This is a genomic window from Streptomyces sp. NPDC048506 (assembly GCF_040651315.1).
Lineage (GTDB): Bacteria > Actinomycetota > Actinomycetes > Streptomycetales > Streptomycetaceae > Streptomyces.
On sequence record NZ_JBEZIX010000046.1, the window covers coordinates 35,132 to 51,364 of the forward strand.

Annotated in this window: 15 protein-coding genes and 1 pseudogene; 11 read left to right on the forward strand and 5 right to left on the reverse strand. The window is 72.3% G+C overall.

What is annotated here, in order from left to right:
• Position 1 precedes the first annotated feature (1 nt).
• Positions 2-283: a DUF4031 domain-containing protein gene (locus AB0C96_RS31400; RefSeq protein WP_362922074.1), complete on the reverse strand. Its 282-nt coding sequence runs from the start codon at positions 281-283 to the stop codon at positions 2-4.
• A 174-nt stretch (positions 284-457) separates the two neighbouring features.
• On the reverse strand, positions 458-820 hold the full coding sequence (locus AB0C96_RS31405) for a hypothetical protein (protein WP_362922075.1): 363 nt from the start codon (positions 818-820) through the stop codon (positions 458-460).
• Positions 821-985: 165 nt separating this feature from the next.
• Here AB0C96_RS31405 and AB0C96_RS31410 point away from each other — a divergent pair, with 165 nt between their 5' ends.
• The 6 genes and pseudogenes from AB0C96_RS31410 (at position 986) to AB0C96_RS31435 (ending at position 8,561) form a co-directional block, all read left to right on the forward strand.
• Complete coding sequence (locus tag AB0C96_RS31410; protein WP_362922164.1) at positions 986-1,885, forward strand: MurR/RpiR family transcriptional regulator; 900 nt, start codon at positions 986-988, stop codon at positions 1,883-1,885.
• A gap of 56 nt (positions 1,886-1,941) precedes the next feature.
• Entirely contained in the window at positions 1,942-2,997 is a 1,056-nt protein-coding gene (murQ, locus tag AB0C96_RS31415) for an N-acetylmuramic acid 6-phosphate etherase (RefSeq protein ID WP_362922077.1), read from the forward strand.
• Positions 2,998-3,072: 75 nt separating this feature from the next.
• Positions 3,073-4,737: pseudogene (locus AB0C96_RS31420) on the forward strand (PTS transporter subunit EIIC); the annotation flags it as partial.
• A gap of 164 nt (positions 4,738-4,901) precedes the next feature.
• Positions 4,902-5,171, forward strand: coding sequence for a hypothetical protein (locus AB0C96_RS31425; protein WP_362922079.1), 270 nt, complete (start codon positions 4,902-4,904; stop codon positions 5,169-5,171).
• Positions 5,164-5,961, forward strand: a complete 798-nt coding sequence (locus AB0C96_RS31430; RefSeq protein ID WP_362922081.1) for a DUF6879 family protein — start codon at positions 5,164-5,166, stop codon at positions 5,959-5,961. The genes AB0C96_RS31425 and AB0C96_RS31430 overlap by 8 nt, the downstream gene beginning before the upstream one ends.
• Positions 5,962-6,350: 389 nt before the next feature.
• A complete protein-coding gene (locus AB0C96_RS31435; RefSeq protein ID WP_362922083.1) occupies positions 6,351-8,561 on the forward strand; it encodes a tetratricopeptide repeat protein in 2,211 nt (736 codons plus the stop codon).
• A 183-nt stretch (positions 8,562-8,744) separates the two neighbouring features.
• Here the strand turns inward: AB0C96_RS31435 and AB0C96_RS31440 are convergent, their stop codons facing one another.
• Positions 8,745-9,200 carry a hypothetical protein gene (locus AB0C96_RS31440; protein WP_362922085.1) on the reverse strand — a complete coding sequence of 152 codons (456 nt, stop codon included), beginning with the start codon at positions 9,198-9,200 and terminating at the stop codon, positions 8,745-8,747.
• Positions 9,201-9,260: 60 nt separating this feature from the next.
• A complete protein-coding gene (locus AB0C96_RS31445; protein WP_362922086.1) occupies positions 9,261-9,932 on the reverse strand; it encodes a DUF998 domain-containing protein in 672 nt (223 codons plus the stop codon).
• 434 nt (positions 9,933-10,366) lie between these two features.
• Between AB0C96_RS31445 and AB0C96_RS31450 the strand changes: the two genes are divergently transcribed.
• Together AB0C96_RS31450 and AB0C96_RS31455 are read left to right on the forward strand one after the other, a co-directional pair.
• Complete coding sequence (locus tag AB0C96_RS31450; RefSeq protein ID WP_362922088.1) at positions 10,367-11,083, forward strand: response regulator transcription factor; 717 nt, start codon at positions 10,367-10,369, stop codon at positions 11,081-11,083.
• Positions 11,080-12,831, forward strand: coding sequence for a HAMP domain-containing sensor histidine kinase (locus tag AB0C96_RS31455; RefSeq protein WP_362922090.1), 1,752 nt, complete (start codon positions 11,080-11,082; stop codon positions 12,829-12,831). Before AB0C96_RS31450 ends, AB0C96_RS31455 begins: the two co-directional genes overlap by 4 nt.
• An 80-nt stretch (positions 12,832-12,911) precedes the next feature.
• Here the strand turns inward: AB0C96_RS31455 and AB0C96_RS31460 are convergent, their stop codons facing one another.
• Positions 12,912-13,355: a hypothetical protein gene (locus AB0C96_RS31460; protein ID WP_362922092.1), complete on the reverse strand. Its 444-nt coding sequence runs from the start codon at positions 13,353-13,355 to the stop codon at positions 12,912-12,914.
• A gap of 230 nt (positions 13,356-13,585) precedes the next feature.
• On the opposite strand from AB0C96_RS31460, the gene AB0C96_RS31465 reads away from it, so the two are divergent.
• From AB0C96_RS31465 to AB0C96_RS31475, 3 genes are read left to right on the forward strand one after another with little or no spacing between them, the layout of a single operon-like run.
• On the forward strand, positions 13,586-14,101 hold the full coding sequence (locus AB0C96_RS31465) for a hypothetical protein (RefSeq protein ID WP_362922094.1): 516 nt from the start codon (positions 13,586-13,588) through the stop codon (positions 14,099-14,101).
• Positions 14,098-14,430, forward strand: coding sequence for a hypothetical protein (locus AB0C96_RS31470; protein ID WP_362922096.1), 333 nt, complete (start codon positions 14,098-14,100; stop codon positions 14,428-14,430). Before AB0C96_RS31465 ends, AB0C96_RS31470 begins: the two co-directional genes overlap by 4 nt.
• A gap of 10 nt (positions 14,431-14,440) precedes the next feature.
• A complete protein-coding gene (locus AB0C96_RS31475; RefSeq protein WP_362922097.1) occupies positions 14,441-16,123 on the forward strand; it encodes a protein kinase in 1,683 nt (560 codons plus the stop codon).
• Positions 16,124-16,233: the final 110 nt, after the last annotated feature.

Sequence of the window (16,233 nt, forward strand, 5' to 3'; positions counted from 1 at the left end):
GCTACGGCTCCGGCTCCGGCGCCGGTCGGTGCTTCGGTCTGCGCAGACCGGCCGCCGTCAGCCGCCGCAGCAACTCCTTGCTGCCGACCTCCACCGCTCCGGCGCGCACCGCGTCGTCGTAGCGGTCGGCCGGCAGGTCGTAGTGGTCCCGCTCGAACGCCCGGCGCGGGATGCCGAGCCCGGCCGCGAAAACGTGCAACTCGTCGAAGGACTGATCGCTGACCAGATGTGACCACATGCGGCCGTGCCCCGGCCAAATGGGCGGATCGATGAGGACCGCCATGTCACCACTCCGGCCGCATCGCCACACCGGCCCTCCGCGTCGGGATACACCCCGACGCCACCCACCCGAGCACCACCCATCCAGACGCCCGGCACCGCCCGAGCGCCGTGCCGCGCAACGCCACGGCCTCCGACGCCGGGCGCCTCGGCACCATGCGACTCCGCACCCCGTACCTCAGCCTTCCACCGGGGCACGCAACCGGCCGACCCGGGCCACCGCGACCGCCGTCTTGGGACAGACCCAGTGCGGGTCGGGCCCCAACTCCGGTTCGACGTCGAGGGAATGGGGATCGCCCGACTCCGTGCACACGGGGCACAGCGGCCAGCGGCCGTACCGCTCCAGGAGGGCGTCCTGGACGTCCTGCGCTATCAGTCCTGCGACGAACTCCGCGCCTTCAGGCCATTGTTCCACCCACCACCGGCGGTGAACGACCGCGTCCTCCACGAGCGAGACGATGTCGGCATCGGCCACGTCGTCCGCCATCAGGTCGGCGAGCACCAGCGCCCGCGCGGCATGCAATGCCTGTTCCAGCTCCATGTCCCCCATTGTCTCCCGACCGCCCGCAGGCGCCCGGCGTTGTCCACAGCCCCCGCCGCGGCTCCCGCGCGCTGTCCACAACCCTCACGGAGGGGATTGACGCGGAACGATGGATGAAATTACTTTTCAAGCGTGAGTAGCAGCGTGAAGGAAACTTTCAAGGCGGTGCCCGTCGAGACCCGACCGACCCCCGCCCCACCCGCCCCCGCGGCGCTCGCCGCCAAGGTCCGGACGCTCGCGCCGACGATGACCCGCTCCATGCAGCGGGTCGCCGAGACCGTCGCCAGCGACCCGGCCGGCTGCGCCGCGCTCACCGTCACCGGCCTCGCGGAGCGCACCGGCACCAGCGAAGCCACCGTCGTGCGCACGTCCCGGCTGCTGGGCTATCCGGGCTACCGCGACCTCCGGCTCGCGCTCGCCGCGCTCGCCGCGCAGCAGGCGGCCGGCGGCGCACCCGCCGTGACCGCGGACATAGCGGTCGACGACTCCCTCGTCGACGTCGTGGCGAAGCTGGCGCAGGAGGAGCAGCAGTGCCTGGCGGACACCGCGGCCGCGCTGGACGTCACCCAGCTCGAAGCCGCCGTCGCCGCGCTCGCCGGGGCCCGCCGCATCGATGTGTACGGCATCGGTGCGTCCAACCTCGTCGGCCAGGACCTCGCCCAGAAGCTCCTCCGCATCGGCCTGATCGCCCACGCGCACGCGGACCCGCACCTCGCCGTCACCAACGCGGTGCAGATGCGGACGGGTGACGTCGCCATCGCCATCACCCACTCCGGCCGCACCACCGATGTCATCGAGCCCCTGCGAGTGGCCTTCGACCACGGCGCGACCACCATCGCCATCACCGGTCGCCCCGACGGCGAGATCGCCTCCTACGCCGACTACATCCTGACCACGTCCACGGCCCGGGAGAGCGAACTGCGCCCCGCCGCGATGTCCTCCCGCACGAGCCAGCTCCTGGTCGTCGACTGCCTCTTCATAGGCGTCGCCCAGCGCACGTACGAGACGGCGGCCCCGGCCCTCTCCGCGTCGTACGAAGCGCTCGCCCACCGCCACCAGCCCTGAGCCACGCGCTGTGGGCGGTCGCGCCACACTCCCGCACCCGGAAAGAGCACCGAGCCATGGCCTCCACCGTCGACCCCACAGACACCGCACCCCTCGTGGACACCCCACTTCCCACGGACACCGCAGCCCCCGGCGCCCCCTCATCCCCCACAGACCCCCCATCCCCCGCGGACACTGCCAACCCCCTCGATCCCGCCCGCCTGCGGGCCCAACTGGAGACCCTCACCACCGAGGCCTTCCGCCCCGACCTCGCCGAGATCGACCGCCGCTCCACCCTCGACATCGCCCGCACCATGAACGGCGAGGACGCCACCGTCCCCGCCGCCGTCGCCGCACGCCTCCCGCAGATCGCCGCGGCCATCGACGCCACCGCCACCCGAATGGCCGACGGCGGACGCCTGATCTACGCCGGCGCCGGCACGGCGGGCCGACTCGGCGTCCTGGACGCCAGCGAGTGCCCACCGACCTTCAACACCGACCCGTCCGAGGTCCTCGGGCTGATCGCGGGCGGCCCGGCCGCCCTGGTCACGGCCGTCGAAGGGGCCGAGGACAGCCGGGAGTTGGCGGTCGAGGACCTCACCGCGATCGGCCTGACCGACCGCGACACCGTCGTCGGCATCTCGGCCTCCGGCCGCACCCCGTACGCGATCGGCGCCGTCGAACACGCCCGCGCCAACGGCGCGCTGACCATCGGCCTGTCCTGCAACGCCGGTTCGGCCCTGGCCGCGGCCGCCGAGCACGGCATCGAGATCGTGGTCGGCCCCGAGCTGCTGACCGGCTCCACCCGCCTCAAGGCGGGCACGGCGCAAAAGCTCGTGCTCAACATGCTCTCGACCATCACCATGATCCGGCTCGGCAAGACCTACGGGAATCTGATGGTCGACGTCCGCGCCTCCAACAACAAACTACGGGCCCGCTCACACCGCATCGTCGCGCTCGCCACGGGCGCCACGGACCTGGAGATCGAGACGGCGCTCCGCGCCACCGACGGCGAGGTGAAGAACGCCATCCTCACCCTGCTCGGTGGCGTCGACGGCCCCACTGCCGCCCGCCTCCTCGACACCGCCGACGGCCATCTCCGCGCCGCCCTTGCAGCCGCCAAGCACCGCTGACCGCCCCCCCATTCCGACAACGATCACAGACACCCCAACCGCTCCACCCGGTCCCCCCACAGCAAGGCGCCGCCCATGCCCGAAGACACGAACCGCGCCACCGCCGCCGCGATCCTCCCCCTGGTCGGCGGCGCCGAGAACCTGACCTCCATCGCGCACTGCATGACCCGGCTCCGCCTCGACATCCAGGACCGCTCGCTGGTCCAGGACGCGGCGCTCAAGGCACTACCTGCCGTCATGGGCGTGGTCGAGGACGACACGTACCAGATCGTGCTGGGCCCCGGAACCGTCGCCCGGGTCACCCCCGAGCTCGAACGCCTGGTGGAGCAGACCCGCGCAGCGGCCGCCCCAACCCCCCAACCAGCACCACAAGAAAGTCCACCCCCAACCCCACACCGCAAGGAACTAATCACTCTCCGTAATCGTTGCCGGAATAAGGAGGAGGCGCCCAAGGCCCACACACCACCCAGCCCAACCCCCACACCAACCAACACGACCACCACCCCCCAGCCGACGCCCACCCCCACCCCCACGCCCACGCCCAACCAACTCACCCCCACAGCCCAGCAGCCCACCCCCACTCCCACTCCCGACCAACCCACCCTCACACCCGACCAACTCGCCGCCCAAGGCTCCGCCCTCAAGGCCCGGCAGGCGGCCAGGAACGCCACCCCGGTCAAACTCTTCCTCCGCCGGATCGCCAACGTCTTCGTCCCGCTGATCCCGGCCCTGATCGGCTGCGGCATCGTCGCCGGCCTCAACGGCCTGCTGACCAACCTCGACTGGCTGCCGGCCGTCGTCCCCGCGCTCACCGCCATCGCCTCCGGCTTCATGTCGCTGATCGCGGTCTTCGTCGGCTACCACACCGCCAAAGAGTTCGGCGGCACGCCGATCCTCGGCGGCGCGGTCGCCGCGGTCATCGTCATCCCCGGCGTCACCCACATCACCGCCTTCGGCCAACGGCTCTCCCCCGGCCAGGGCGGCGTCCTGGGCGCACTGGCCGCCGCGCTGCTCGCCGTCCACGTGGAGAAGGTCTGCCGCAGGCTGGTCCCCCAGGCGCTCGACGTCCTCCTCACCCCCACCCTCACCGTCCTCCTCACCGGCCTGGTCACGGTCTTCGGCCTGATGTACGCGGCCGGCGAGGTATCCACCGCCATCGGCGCCTTCGCCAACTGGCTGCTCGCGCACGGGGGTGCGCTCGCCGGTTTCGTCCTGGGCGGCCTCTTCCTCCCCCTCGTCATGCTCGGCCTCCACCAAGCGCTCATCCCCATTCACGCCACCCTCATCCAGCAGCAGGGCTACACGGTCCTGCTCCCGATCCTCGCCATGGCAGGTGCGGGCCAGGTCGGCGCCGCGCTCGCCGTCTACCTCCGCCTCCCCGGCAACCGCTCGATCCGCTCGACCATCAAGTCGGCCCTCCCCGCCGGCTTCCTGGGCGTCGGCGAGCCGCTCGTCTACGGCATCTCGCTCCCCCTCGGCCGCCCGTTCATCACCGCCTGCATCGGCGGCGCGTTCGGCGGTGGTTTCGTCGGGCTGCTCAACCAACTCGGCGACACGGTCGGCTCCACCGCCATCGGCCCCTCCGGCTGGGCGCTGTTCCCGCTGGTCAAGGGCAGCCAGGGCCTCGGCACCACGCTCATCGTCTACGCCCTGGGCCTGGCCGTCGGATACCTGTCCGGCTTCCTCGCCACCTACTTCTTCGGCCTCAGCAAGCAGATGCGGGCCGAACTGAACGCCGAAACGGAACTCACCGTTCGCTGAATGACCGCGAACGGCGCCGCGAACGGCGCCGAACGGCCGGATACCTACACCCGCATTCCATTGCTCTCCGCTGTTACCACTTGTACACTCAGTGACGAAAATCCGGAGTTACCGACAAGTGCGTCGACGGCCGAAGGAGATCAATGCCTCGCCCTTGGGATGCAGACCCGACCGCTTCCTTTGTACGCCGCTTAGGGAAGTCGCCCAGCGAACTCGGAGTCACGACCGGCGACGACGATTGCCCCGATATGTGGCAGCTCGACAATGGCGATATCGCGGTAATAGGCCGCGACCGCACGGACGAGTACCGCGCACGCCTCCCCGAGGGCGTCCGCATCGCCAAGGACGAGCGGCTGGTCATCATCCCCGGCGTTACGCTGATCTCCGCGAAGCAGGACATCCCCGATGCCTGACCTCGAAAGGCCCCGTCCCGAAAGGACACGTCCCGAAAGGACACGTCCCGAAAGGCCCTGTCTCGAAACGCCGCGCCTCGAAAGGCCCCGGCTCGATGCCGCGCAGGGCGTGCGGCTCTCCTCCCCCTCCTATCGGCAGGAATTTCGGGAGCGGCGGTGGACGGTAGCCGGGCGGGACTGCTGGAAACTGGAGAGGCAGCAGCATTTCCAGGAGCCCAGGAACGAGAGCTGGCAAGCCTTTTCCCGGGGCGACTGGGATGAGGCATTACGCCTCATCGAGCAGGGTCGCGAAGACCTGATGAAACTCGCGCAGGACTCGGACGCCCACCGCTCCCACTTCTTTCGCGTGCGCGTGGTGGAGCAACCACTGACGTCCTACCTCCAATGGGAACTCACGACGCTGCGCCTGCGCGCCGAACTCATGGGCAGAATCCGAGTCTGGGCACCAGAAGAGCCGCCCGAGCCATCGAGCCTGTCCGGGCTGCCCGAGCCGTCGGGGCCATTGGGGCCATTGGGGCCATTGGAAGTGTCGGGGTCGTCGCGGCTGTCGGAGCTGGATCGGCTGGAGGAATCCGGACCGCTTCCGGAAATTGTGGTCATGGGCGGCCATACGCTCTACCAGGTGCTGTACGACGACAACGGCATCGGCGACGGCGCACTGCGCTTCACGGATCCCGAAGCCATTGCGCAGTGGGAGAAATTCATCCAGGTGCTCTACCACGAGGCCGAAGACCTGAGGTCCTTCGTCGACCGGGAAGTGACGCCCGCCACTTCAGCACGTTCGATATAGGACTCTTCAGGACACTTCGGTGCATTCGATAGTCGGCATAGGGCGCTTCAGCGCGTTCGGCATGAGGCAAGAAAGTCCGAGGGAGTCAGAGGAAGTCCGGGGCAGTTCAAGGAAGTTCGAGGCAGTTCGAGGCAGCCTGAGGAAGTAAGGAGAGCAGGGCGATCGAGAAGGATGGTTCGCCGCAGCATCCCGGGCCCGGAACGCATTCGCAGCTGTCCGGGTCGGCCGACAACGTCGTCCAGGCCGGGAGCGTGAGTGGCGGGGTGCATTTCCATGGCCACGGAAGCGATCCGTCCGCCGGCCGGAACCCACCCGCAGGGCAGGCCGATGCGACGAAACCACGCCAACTCCCCGGAGATGTAAGGGTCTTCGTCAATCGCACGGAGGAGTTGGAGCGGCTCAACGCCATTCTCACCGGCAACGCCGGCGAACCGCTCGTCGTCTCCATCTGCGTCATCGCCGGAACTGCCGGAGCAGGGAAGACCTCCCTGGCGCTGCGCTGGTCCCATCAGGTCCACGCGTACTTCCCCGACGGCCAGTTGTATGTGAACCTCCGCGGCTACGACCCCGGTACGCCGGTCACCGCGCAGGAGGCGCTGCACCGCTTCCTCGCGGCGCTGCACGTGCCCGCCGCCGCGATTCCGGCCGACACCGAGTCGGCCGGCGCGCTGTACCGCTCACTGCTGGCCGGCCGGCGGATGCTGATCGTCCTCGACAACGCCGCCACCGTCGGGCAGGTCCGACCGTTGCTACCCGGCACGGCCGGCTGTCTGGTCATCGTGACCAGCCGAAGTCGCCTGTCGGGCCTGGCTGTTCGGGACGGCGCCCACCGCCTGACGCTCGGCACCCTGCCCGAGCCGGAAGCCGTCGCCCTGCTGCGCACCGTCACCGCCGAGTACCGCCCCGAGGACGACACGGACAAGCTCATCGACCTGGCCCGGTTGTGCGCCCGCCTCCCGCTGGCGCTGCGCATCGCCGCCGAACGCGCCGCCAGCCGCCCCCATATGAGCCTGGACGACTTGATAAGGGACCTGCGCGACGAGTCCTGTCTCTGGGATGCTCTGACCGTTGGGGACGACGAGGAAGCCGACGCGGTACGAACAGTGTTTGCCTGGTCCTATCGGGCACTGCCCGCAGAAGCCGCACGTTTCTTCCGGCTGCTCGGCCTCCATCCGGGCGCCGAGTTCGGCACCGCGGCCGCCGGCGCGCTCGCGGGCCTCTCCACCAGCCGGACCCAGCACTTGCTGGACGTCCTGGTCGGCGCCCATCTGCTGATGCAGACCGCACCCGACCGCTTCGAGTTCCACGACCTGCTCCGGGCCTACGCGGTGGACCAGGCCCAGCACGAGGAACCCCCCGAGAGCCGCGACGCCGCCCTGCGCCGCGCCCTGTCGTGGTACGTCCATGCGGCCGACGCCGCACGGACCCGCTTCAAGGCGTCCGAACCGCCCCTCCCCCTCGATCCGCCACCGGACGGCGTCACGCCACCGACCTTCGCCGACTACGACGCCGCCCTGCGCTGGTACGAGCTGGAGCACGGCAATCTGCTGGCGGCCGCGCAGGCCGCGGAGAAGGCCGGCGTGGATCGCGTCGCCTGGCAACTGCCCGCCCTGCTCCGCCCGTTGCACGCCCGACTCAACGCCTTCGACGAGTGGTTCACCATGGGCGAGATCGGCCTGCGGGCCGCCCGCCGGGAGGGTGACCGGGCAGGCCAGGCCGAGCTGCTCACCAGCCTCGGCAAGGCGTGCACCCAGTCGCAGCGCCTCGCCGAGGCCGCTGAACACCACGAAGGCGCCCTGGCGCTCCGCCGCGAGCTGGGCGACCGGCTCAGCGAGGGCCTGACCCTGAACGCCATCGGCCTGATCAGGCTGCGGGCGCACCAACTGGACGCTGCTGAGGGGCAGTTCACCGAGGCGCTGGCCGTCTTCCAGGACCTGGGGTCCCCCCTGCATCAGCAGTGGGAACCGACGCTGCTGTCCAACCTCGCCACCGTGAGCTACGAGGCCGGCCGGCTCGACGAGGCCCTCGACCGCGTGCAGCGCGCCCTGACCGGGCACCGCGAACGCGGCGACCGGGGCGGCGAGGGCAACGCCCTGCACCTCCTGAGCGCGGTGCGGCGGGAACGCGGCGAGGCGCCGGACGCCATGCGCTCCGCGCAGCACGCCCTGGACATCGCCCGCCACCACCGCAACCGCTCCTGGGAGGGCTTCTGGCTCCTGGAGCTCGGCAGGGCTCAGCAGGCCTGCGGTGAGCCGGGCGACGCCCTCGTCTCGTACCAGCGCTCGGCGGTGCTGCACCGCCGGCTCGGCGACCGCTCGCGCGAGGCCCGGGCCTGGCACCACACCGGTGAGGCGTACCGCCAACTGCGCCGCCACGAGGACGCCGCCGCGTTCCACCGCCGTGCGGCCGCAACCCACCGTGAGCTGAACGACCGCTGGCTGACGGCCCTCGCCCTCGACGGACTCGCCACCGCCCTCCAGGAGACGGGGACCGACGAGGCGGCCCGACGGCACTGGGCCGACGCCCTCGCCCTCCTGGACGGCTTCGGCGACGCCCGGGCGGCCGGGATCCGCGCACGCATCACCCAGGCCCTGGAGTAGCCGGAGCCGCGAGCCCCACTCTTGCCCTCTCGCCCTCTCGGTATCGCGGTATCGCGGTATCGCGGAAGGCGGCCTGGTCGGTGTTCGCCGAGGGCGTCGAGTCCGGTTCCGCGTGAGGCGCAAGTCCGGTTCGGTGTAAGGCGTTTGAGGTAAATCGGGGTCGGGAGGGGGATCAGTCGGAGGTCACCCGGTCGCCGGTCCCTGGGCCTCCCGTGCCGCGAGTGCCTCGTCCAGCAGGCCGAGTGCCCGCAGGCGTCCCCGTTCGCGCGCCTCGATCTCTTCCGCGCCCTCGCCCCCGGCGGCGACCCTGGGGCACTCGGGGCAGGACCACCGGTCCACCCAGCCGGCGGGCGGCGGCTTCATCGCCACGCGGCAGTGCGGGCAGATCACGGTCACTCCCTCGACGTGGCCACAGAACGCGCACACCCAGACGGGCCCTTCGTTGTCCCGCTGCTGCCACATCGTGCGACGGCAGCGCGGACAGCCGGTCGTACCGATTCCGAGTGACCCCATGAGCGGTGGCTCCGGCGTCGCGTCGGCGTACGCGACGATCTGCTTGCGCAGCCGGTCGTCCGTGGTGTTGGCCATCCTCAGCAGCCGTACAACACGGGAACGGACTTCTTCGACAAACTCGGTCATCGTCGGAGCAGCGTACGCGCCCCGCCGATGGCTTTCGGCCGGTTTGGCGAAAGCACGGCGTCAGCGGTCCAGCGCCCGCCCACCAACGAGTGAGGGGAGCTTTTCCATTGACTCCCGAGTGGGGTACCGGGGGGCCGGCCGCGCCAACTCGGCCGCCAGTAGGGCGAACCACACGCCCACCAGCGTCAGGTGCAGCCGCTGCGGAACGCCGTGCCAGCCGGGGTGGCCGAGCAGGGGGCCCACGGTGCAGATCGCGGCGGGGAGGGCAAGGGCCAGGACGCGTGGGCCCCAGTGGCGGACCAGTGGCAGGCCGGGCCCTTCGGTTCGGGCGGCCAGGCTCAGCAGGGCCATCGAGGTGAAGAGGAAGAAGTGGGCCAGGGCGCTGGTCGCCGTGTGCCAGGGGTGGACCGGTTCGCAGCCCGGTTCCAGGGAGGGCGCACAGGCCATGGGGAGGAGGACGTCGGCGAACGAGGACAGCCCCAGCCCGAGCATCGCCAGCCAGCCGGCCCGGCTCCAGGGGCCCGGCGCGCCGCGGTACGCGAGCAGCGCCCCGACGAGCACGAGGGCCGCGCAGACGGTCTCGATACCGCCGAAGAGCGGGCGGAAGGGCTGGTCGGCGGCGTACAGCTCGCTGACGTAGGAGTGGCGCGGGTCCAGTCCGGTCGGCAGCCAGAACTCCAGGAGCCAGCCGTTGTAGAGCACGGCGGACACGGCGAACAGCAGGGCGCTCACGCGCGCCGTTGCCCGGGCCGGATGAACATCCGGCGTGGTCACTGTTCGTAGTGGAGTCATATCACTAGGTAATCATGGTGGCTCGTGGGCGGCCGGGAGCCCGGCCCGAGTGGTGCGCGGGCCGCACCCGGCCGGGGTTCCGACCGAGTTCCGGCCAAGGTGCCGACCGAGGTGCCGGCCGGGGTTTGCCGTGGGGGGTGCCACAGAGAACCCACAAGATTGCCGCCTACCTTCGTGGTGCGGCTACCTTGCACGGCGTGCCGTCGGTGGACGGGGCAGTGGATCAGAACGGCGTCGACAGTGAACTGCACACGATGCGGTAGCCCGGTGATCCAGGGGCCGGACGGCCGGTGGTGCTGCAACAACTGCGGGGCGAGCGGCTGAGCCGCCCGAATGATCCGAATGACCCGAATGAGACGAGAGCGGAGCCTGGAATGTGCGCGGCCAAGCGCCTCGACCGAGTCCTGGTCGTCGATGACGACGCGATGATCCTGCGGTCCCTCGGGCGCGGCCTCCGGCTGAACGGTTTCGCCGTCGCGCTCGCCGACGACGGTCCGGCCGCCCTCACGGAACTCGCGGAGCGGCCCCCGGACGTGGTGGTCCTGGACGTGTCGCTGCCGGGGATCAGCGGCACCGACGTCTGCCGCACACTGCGGGCCAACGGGGACGAGGTGCCGGTGCTGATGCTGTCCGCGTTGGACGAGCTGGAGGACCGGGTGGCGGGCCTACAGGCCGGGGCCGACGACTATCTCGTCAAACCCTTCGCACTCAAGGAGCTCGTGCTCCGGTTGCAGGCTCTGTTGCGCCGCCGCCCGCCCGTCGGCAGGGATGCGGTGCAGGTCGGCGACCTGGTCCTCGACACGGCCGCGCGCGAGGTGACGTACGGGGGCGCGGCGGTCCGGCTGACGCGGCGGGAGTTCGAGCTGCTGGAGGTCCTCGCCCGCAACGCGGGTGTGGTGCTCACCCGCGATCAGCTCCTGGACCGGGTGTGGGGTTACGACTTCGAGGTGCGCACCGACGCCGTCGACACCTTCGTGAGCTATCTGCGCCGCAAGACGGAGGCCGGGGGCCGGCCGCGTCTGGTGCACACGGTGCGCGGGGTCGGCTTCGTCCTGCGGGCGTCCGGGTCCGGGCCGGAGGCGGCGCGGTGAGGCTCTCGGCCCGGATCGCCCTGGCCATGGGCGTCGCCATGCCCCTGCTGGTCCTGGGCTCGGGGGCGCTGCTGCTGCGCCTGGTCACCCATGACGTGCACGCCGAGCAGGACGCCCATCTGCGGGAGCGGGCCGCGGTGCTGCTGCCGATGGCCAGGGGGCTGCTGCGGACCGAGGAGAGCGGGCGGCCGCGCCAGGCGGCGAACCGGGAGCGGCGGCTGCTCGACGCGGGCCTCGACGTCGGGGTGCGGCTCCTGGCGGCCGGCAGCGGGTCGGCGACGTCCGGGAGCGGCGGCGGGGACAGTGGCGAGGCCGGTGGCGGGGACAGTGGCGGGGACGGTGGCGTCACGAGCGGACAGGACTCGGCCGCGGGCGGACAGAACACGGCCGCGAGCGGACAGCGGGCCGGCGTCGGGCAACGGGGCATCGACGAACAGCGAGCGGGCGACGGACAGCGAGCCGGTGACGGGCAGCGGACCGGTGACGGGTCGTCGGGGTACCGGGTGGTGGCGCAGGCCGGTCCCCAGCCGGCCGCCACCACGCCGCTGCCGGTCGCCGCGCCCGGCCCGGTGACCGTACGGTCCCGCGGGCACGCCTGGCGCGCGCTGTCGGTGGAGGTGAGCGGCGCGAGCGCACGCAGCGGCCCGCGCGGCACGCTGTGGGTGTTCTCCCGCGGGTCGGCCGGGACCACCGAGATCGACACCGTGCAGCAGCGCATCCTCGTGGTGGCGCTGATCACCGCACCGCTGACCGGGCTGCTCTCCTGGGCCATCGCCGAGCGCGCCACCCGGCCGCTGCGCCGGCTCCAGCGCCGGGCGGGCGGCCTGGACCCCCGCACCAGCACGGCCCGCCTGGACCACACCCCGTCGCGGATCAGCGAGGTGGACGACCTGGCCCGTACCCTCCAGACCGTCCTGGCCCGGTACGACGAGCAGGCGGCGCGGACCCAGGAGGCGCTGGCCACCGCGCGGGCCTTCTCCGCGACCGCCTCGCACGAACTGCGCACCCCGCTGATGGGCATGCAGACCAATCTGGACGTCCTCGCCGACCACCCGGACCTCGACCCCGCCGACCGCGCAGAGGTCCTGGACGACCTGCACGCCGGACAACAGCGGCTGATGGGCACGCTGATCGCGCTCCGGGCGCTGGCCCAGGGCGACCTGGTGGAGGCCGACGCCTTCGGTCCGGTGGACCTCTCCGAGCTGGTCGCCGCGGCGGTGGCCGACGTGGAGCGGCACCACCCCGACGTCCGGCTGACCCTCCGGCTCACCCCGGGGCTGATGTTGAGCGCCTGGGAACCGGGGCTGCGGATGGCGGTCGACAACCTGCTCCGCAACGCGGTGGTGCACGGGGGGCGGGCGGGCGCGGCGGCACGGGTCGAGGTGGTGCTGCGGCCCGGCGGCGGGTCGTCGGATCCGGTCGCCGTGCTCACCGTGGACGACGACGGTCCGGGCATCGCGCCGGAGGAGCGCCGGCAGGTCTTCCAGCGGTTCCACCGGCGCGCCGGGAGCCCCGGCTCGGGGCTGGGGCTGACCCTGGTGGCCCAGCAGATCGCGCTGCACCGCGGCACCGTACGGATCACGGACCGGCCGGCGGGGACCGGTGCCCGGTTCGAGGTGCATCTGCCCCGGCCCGAGGACGCGGCGGCCGACACCCGCACCCTGGAACTGCCGTTGCGCCGCGCCTGGTTGAGCGAGGCTCCGGCGTCGCCGACCGAGGGCCCGCACGAGCTGCCGCCCGGGGCCTGAGGGCCTGAGGGCCTGAGGGCCTGAGGGCCTGAGGGGCGTCCCGTGATCCCTGGCGGGGCACCCCTCGGGCGGCCCTGTCGTCACCCCCCTCGGGGTCGGGGCTCCTCGACCACCCGGGTCGTTGCCCGGGTGGTCCCCGCGGAGCAGGAAACCGAGCGGAACCGGTCGTCGACCTCGGCGACCCAGAACGCGTCGGCGAGCGTGAGCGCCTGGACGCAACGGCTGCGGCGCCACCCCCGGAAGGTCACCTCGACGACGTCGGCACCGGCTGGCAACTGCCCCCAGCCAAGTGACCAGCACGTCGCCGCCCGGCCGCTGTGCCGGCCGCCCCGGAGCGGGGAGACGCACAGCGTGCTCATGACGGACACGTCGATCAGCCCTGCCCCGTTGTGCACTTCCAGCGCCGGGCGGCCCTCGGCGCCCCGCGCGAGGCGCAGCAACCAGCCGCTCAGGGGCAGCCGCAGGTCACGGGGCCCCAGGTCGGTGAGGGTGGTGGAGCCCGTACAGGAGGGCTCGTCCGGCATGAGGAATCCACCGCGGTCCACTGTGTCTCCCGGGGTTCGACGGCTCGGTGCGTGCGCGGTCGCGGACGCCCAACTTGCCGGGAGCGTAAGGACGTTCCTTGTGGATTCCTTGTGTCGCGGACGCGGGGTGCCGGCTCACAAGGTCCCCACAAAGAACGCTCCTAGGTTCTGCGACGCGGCCGGTCGTCCTCGTGTGAGGGCCGATGCGGCCGTGTCCCACCATTCCCGCGATGTCCCAGACATCCCACTCGTTCCTGGAAGGGAGCACCACCATGCAGCGTCCCAAGACCGCCCGCGTGGCCGGAGTCCTGGCCGGAGTCGCACTCGCCGGTTCCCTGCTGAGCGCGGCTGCGCCGGCGAACGCGGCGGACTCCGACGGCTCGTCCACGGCGTCCTCGGCAACGGCCGCGCACGGGCCGGCCGACGGTAAGGACAAGGACAAGGGCAGCGGCAAGGGCAACGGCAAGGGCCTGTGCGCGCGGGTGCCCGAGCTGGAGAAGCGCATCAACAGGGCGCTCGACCGGCTCAACGGCGATGCGCACACCCGCGGTTCGATCGCGCGGATGGAGCAGCGGGTGAAGAACGCCCGCGCCAAGCACCACGAGGAGGTCGCCACGTTCCTCCAGGACCGGCTCACCCACCGCAAGGAGATGAGGCCGTTCCTCACCCGGGAGCTCACCGACCTCAAGGCCGTCGCGACCTGGTGCGCGAAGCGGGACGACGCCAAGGGCGGCTCCGGTTCATGAGGCGGCGGTCCCGGCGTCTCGCGCTGCTGCTGACGGCGACGGTGGCGGTGCCGGTCCTGGCGGCCACCGGCTGTTCGGGAGGCTCCGGCCGGTCGGCGTCTTCGGGGACGTCCGCGGGGAGCGGGGCGTCGTCGGGGTCGCAGGCACCGGACACCGCGTCGACCGCCGGCTCGTCGTCCGACTCCTCGGCGTCATCCGGGTCATCCGGGTCATCCGGGTCATCCGGGTCATCGGGATCGTCCGCCGAGGAGAAGGAGATGGCGAAGAAGGTCGAGGAAGCCGAGAAGGCGGCGGACGAGGCCGACGCCGACACGGCGAAGGACCAGTGAGGAGCCGGTGATGGAGGCGGGGGCATCCGTGGGCGCGCTCCCGGGCCCGCAGACCAGTGGGGTACCGCGGCTGGGAAACCGGTACGAGCTGCGCGAGCTGCTCGGCCGGGGCGGCACCGCCGAGGTGCACGCCGCGCACGACCTGCGGCTCGACCGCGGCGTCGCGGTCAAGACCCTGCGGTCCGACCTGGTCGGGGACCCGGAGTCGCTGGCACGCTTCCGTCGCGAGGCGCGGTCGGCGGCCTCGCTCAACCACCCCTCGATCGTGGCGGTCTACGACACCGGCGAGGACCTGGTGGGCGGGGCGCACGTTCCGTACATCGTGATGGAGCGCGTCGACGGTGCGACGTTCGCGGACCTTCGGCCCCGCGGGGAGCGACTCCCGCCGGGCAGGGCACTGGAGTTGACCGCCGGGGTGCTGGCGGCGCTGGCGTACGCGCATCGCGGCGGGATCGTCCACAGCGACATCAAACCGGCCAATGTGATGCTCACCCGCGACGGTGCCGTCAAAGTGACGGACTTCGGTATCGCACGGCTCGTGGAGGTGCAGGGTGCGGCGTCGGCCCCGCACACCACGGTCGTGGGCACTCCCCCGTACCTCTCCCCCGAGCAGGCCCGGGGGGAGGCCGTGGGTGCCCCCGCCGACCTCTACTCCACCGGCTGTCTGCTGTACGAGCTGCTGACGGGCCGGCCGCCGTTCCTCGGTGACGGCGTGATCGACCTGGTCCTCCAGCATGTGGAGGCCACGCCGGAGCCCCCGTCGGCCCATGTTCCCGCGTTGCCGCCGGCGTGCGACGCGCTCGTCCTCCGGGCGCTGAACAAAGCACCCGGGGACCGCCATCGGGACGCCGAGGCGATGCTCCGCGACGTCGAGCGGGTCCTGGCCGGTCTCTCCCCGGGTCTCACGGTCCCCGGGGCGGGGCACGGCGGACCGGCGCACGGCGGAGCGTCGGGCGCGGCGCCGGCCTCCCGGTCACCCGACACCGCGTCGCCCGGTCTGCACACGGCCCCGACGCAGGTGATCCCGACGGCGGACCCGACCCAGGCGGACCTGACCCAGGCAGGCCCGACCCGGGTGGCCCCGGCCGCGGACCCGACGCTGGTGTTCCCGGCCGCGGATCCGCCCGTAGCGGCTCCGGCACCGGGGCGCCGCCGCGATCCGCGCCGCCGTCGGGGTGTCCGGACGGCCGCGCTGCTGGGCAGCGGGCTGGCGGTCCTGGCGGCCGTGCTGGCCGGCGGGTACGCCCTCACCGTCGCGGACGCCGCGGGGGCGGGCGACCGGGAGGCGGGCGCCGCGGTGTCCGACGCCGGGAGCTCCTCGTCCCCGGCTCCGGAACCGCCCAAGGAGCCCTCGTCCGGCGAGCGGCCGCCGGGCGAGGGAGCGTCCGGCCCGCGGACGGTCCAGGTTCCCGACCTGCTGGGCAGAAGGCCTGCGCAGGCGCGGGCCGCCGCCGAGCGGGCGGGCCTCCGGATGGTCCTGGCCGGGCACGGGACGGACGGACGCTGCCGGCAGGCGGGCCCCGAAGCGGGCGTCGAAGCGCATACCGAAGCGAGCGCCGAGGTGCGCGCCGAGGCCGGCGCGGTGTGCGCCCAGGCTCCGGAGCCGGGCACCGACGTCGCCCGGGGGGCCACGATCCGGGTCAAGATGCCGGCGGGCCACCGCCGTACGCACCACCGCCTGGCGCACCGGTGACGTCCGCGGAGGGCTGCTGAGGCCTGCGGAGGACCGATGACTTCCGCGGAGGGCGGATGACGCCTGCCGAGGACCGATGACTTGCGCGGAGGGCGGATGACGTCCGCGAA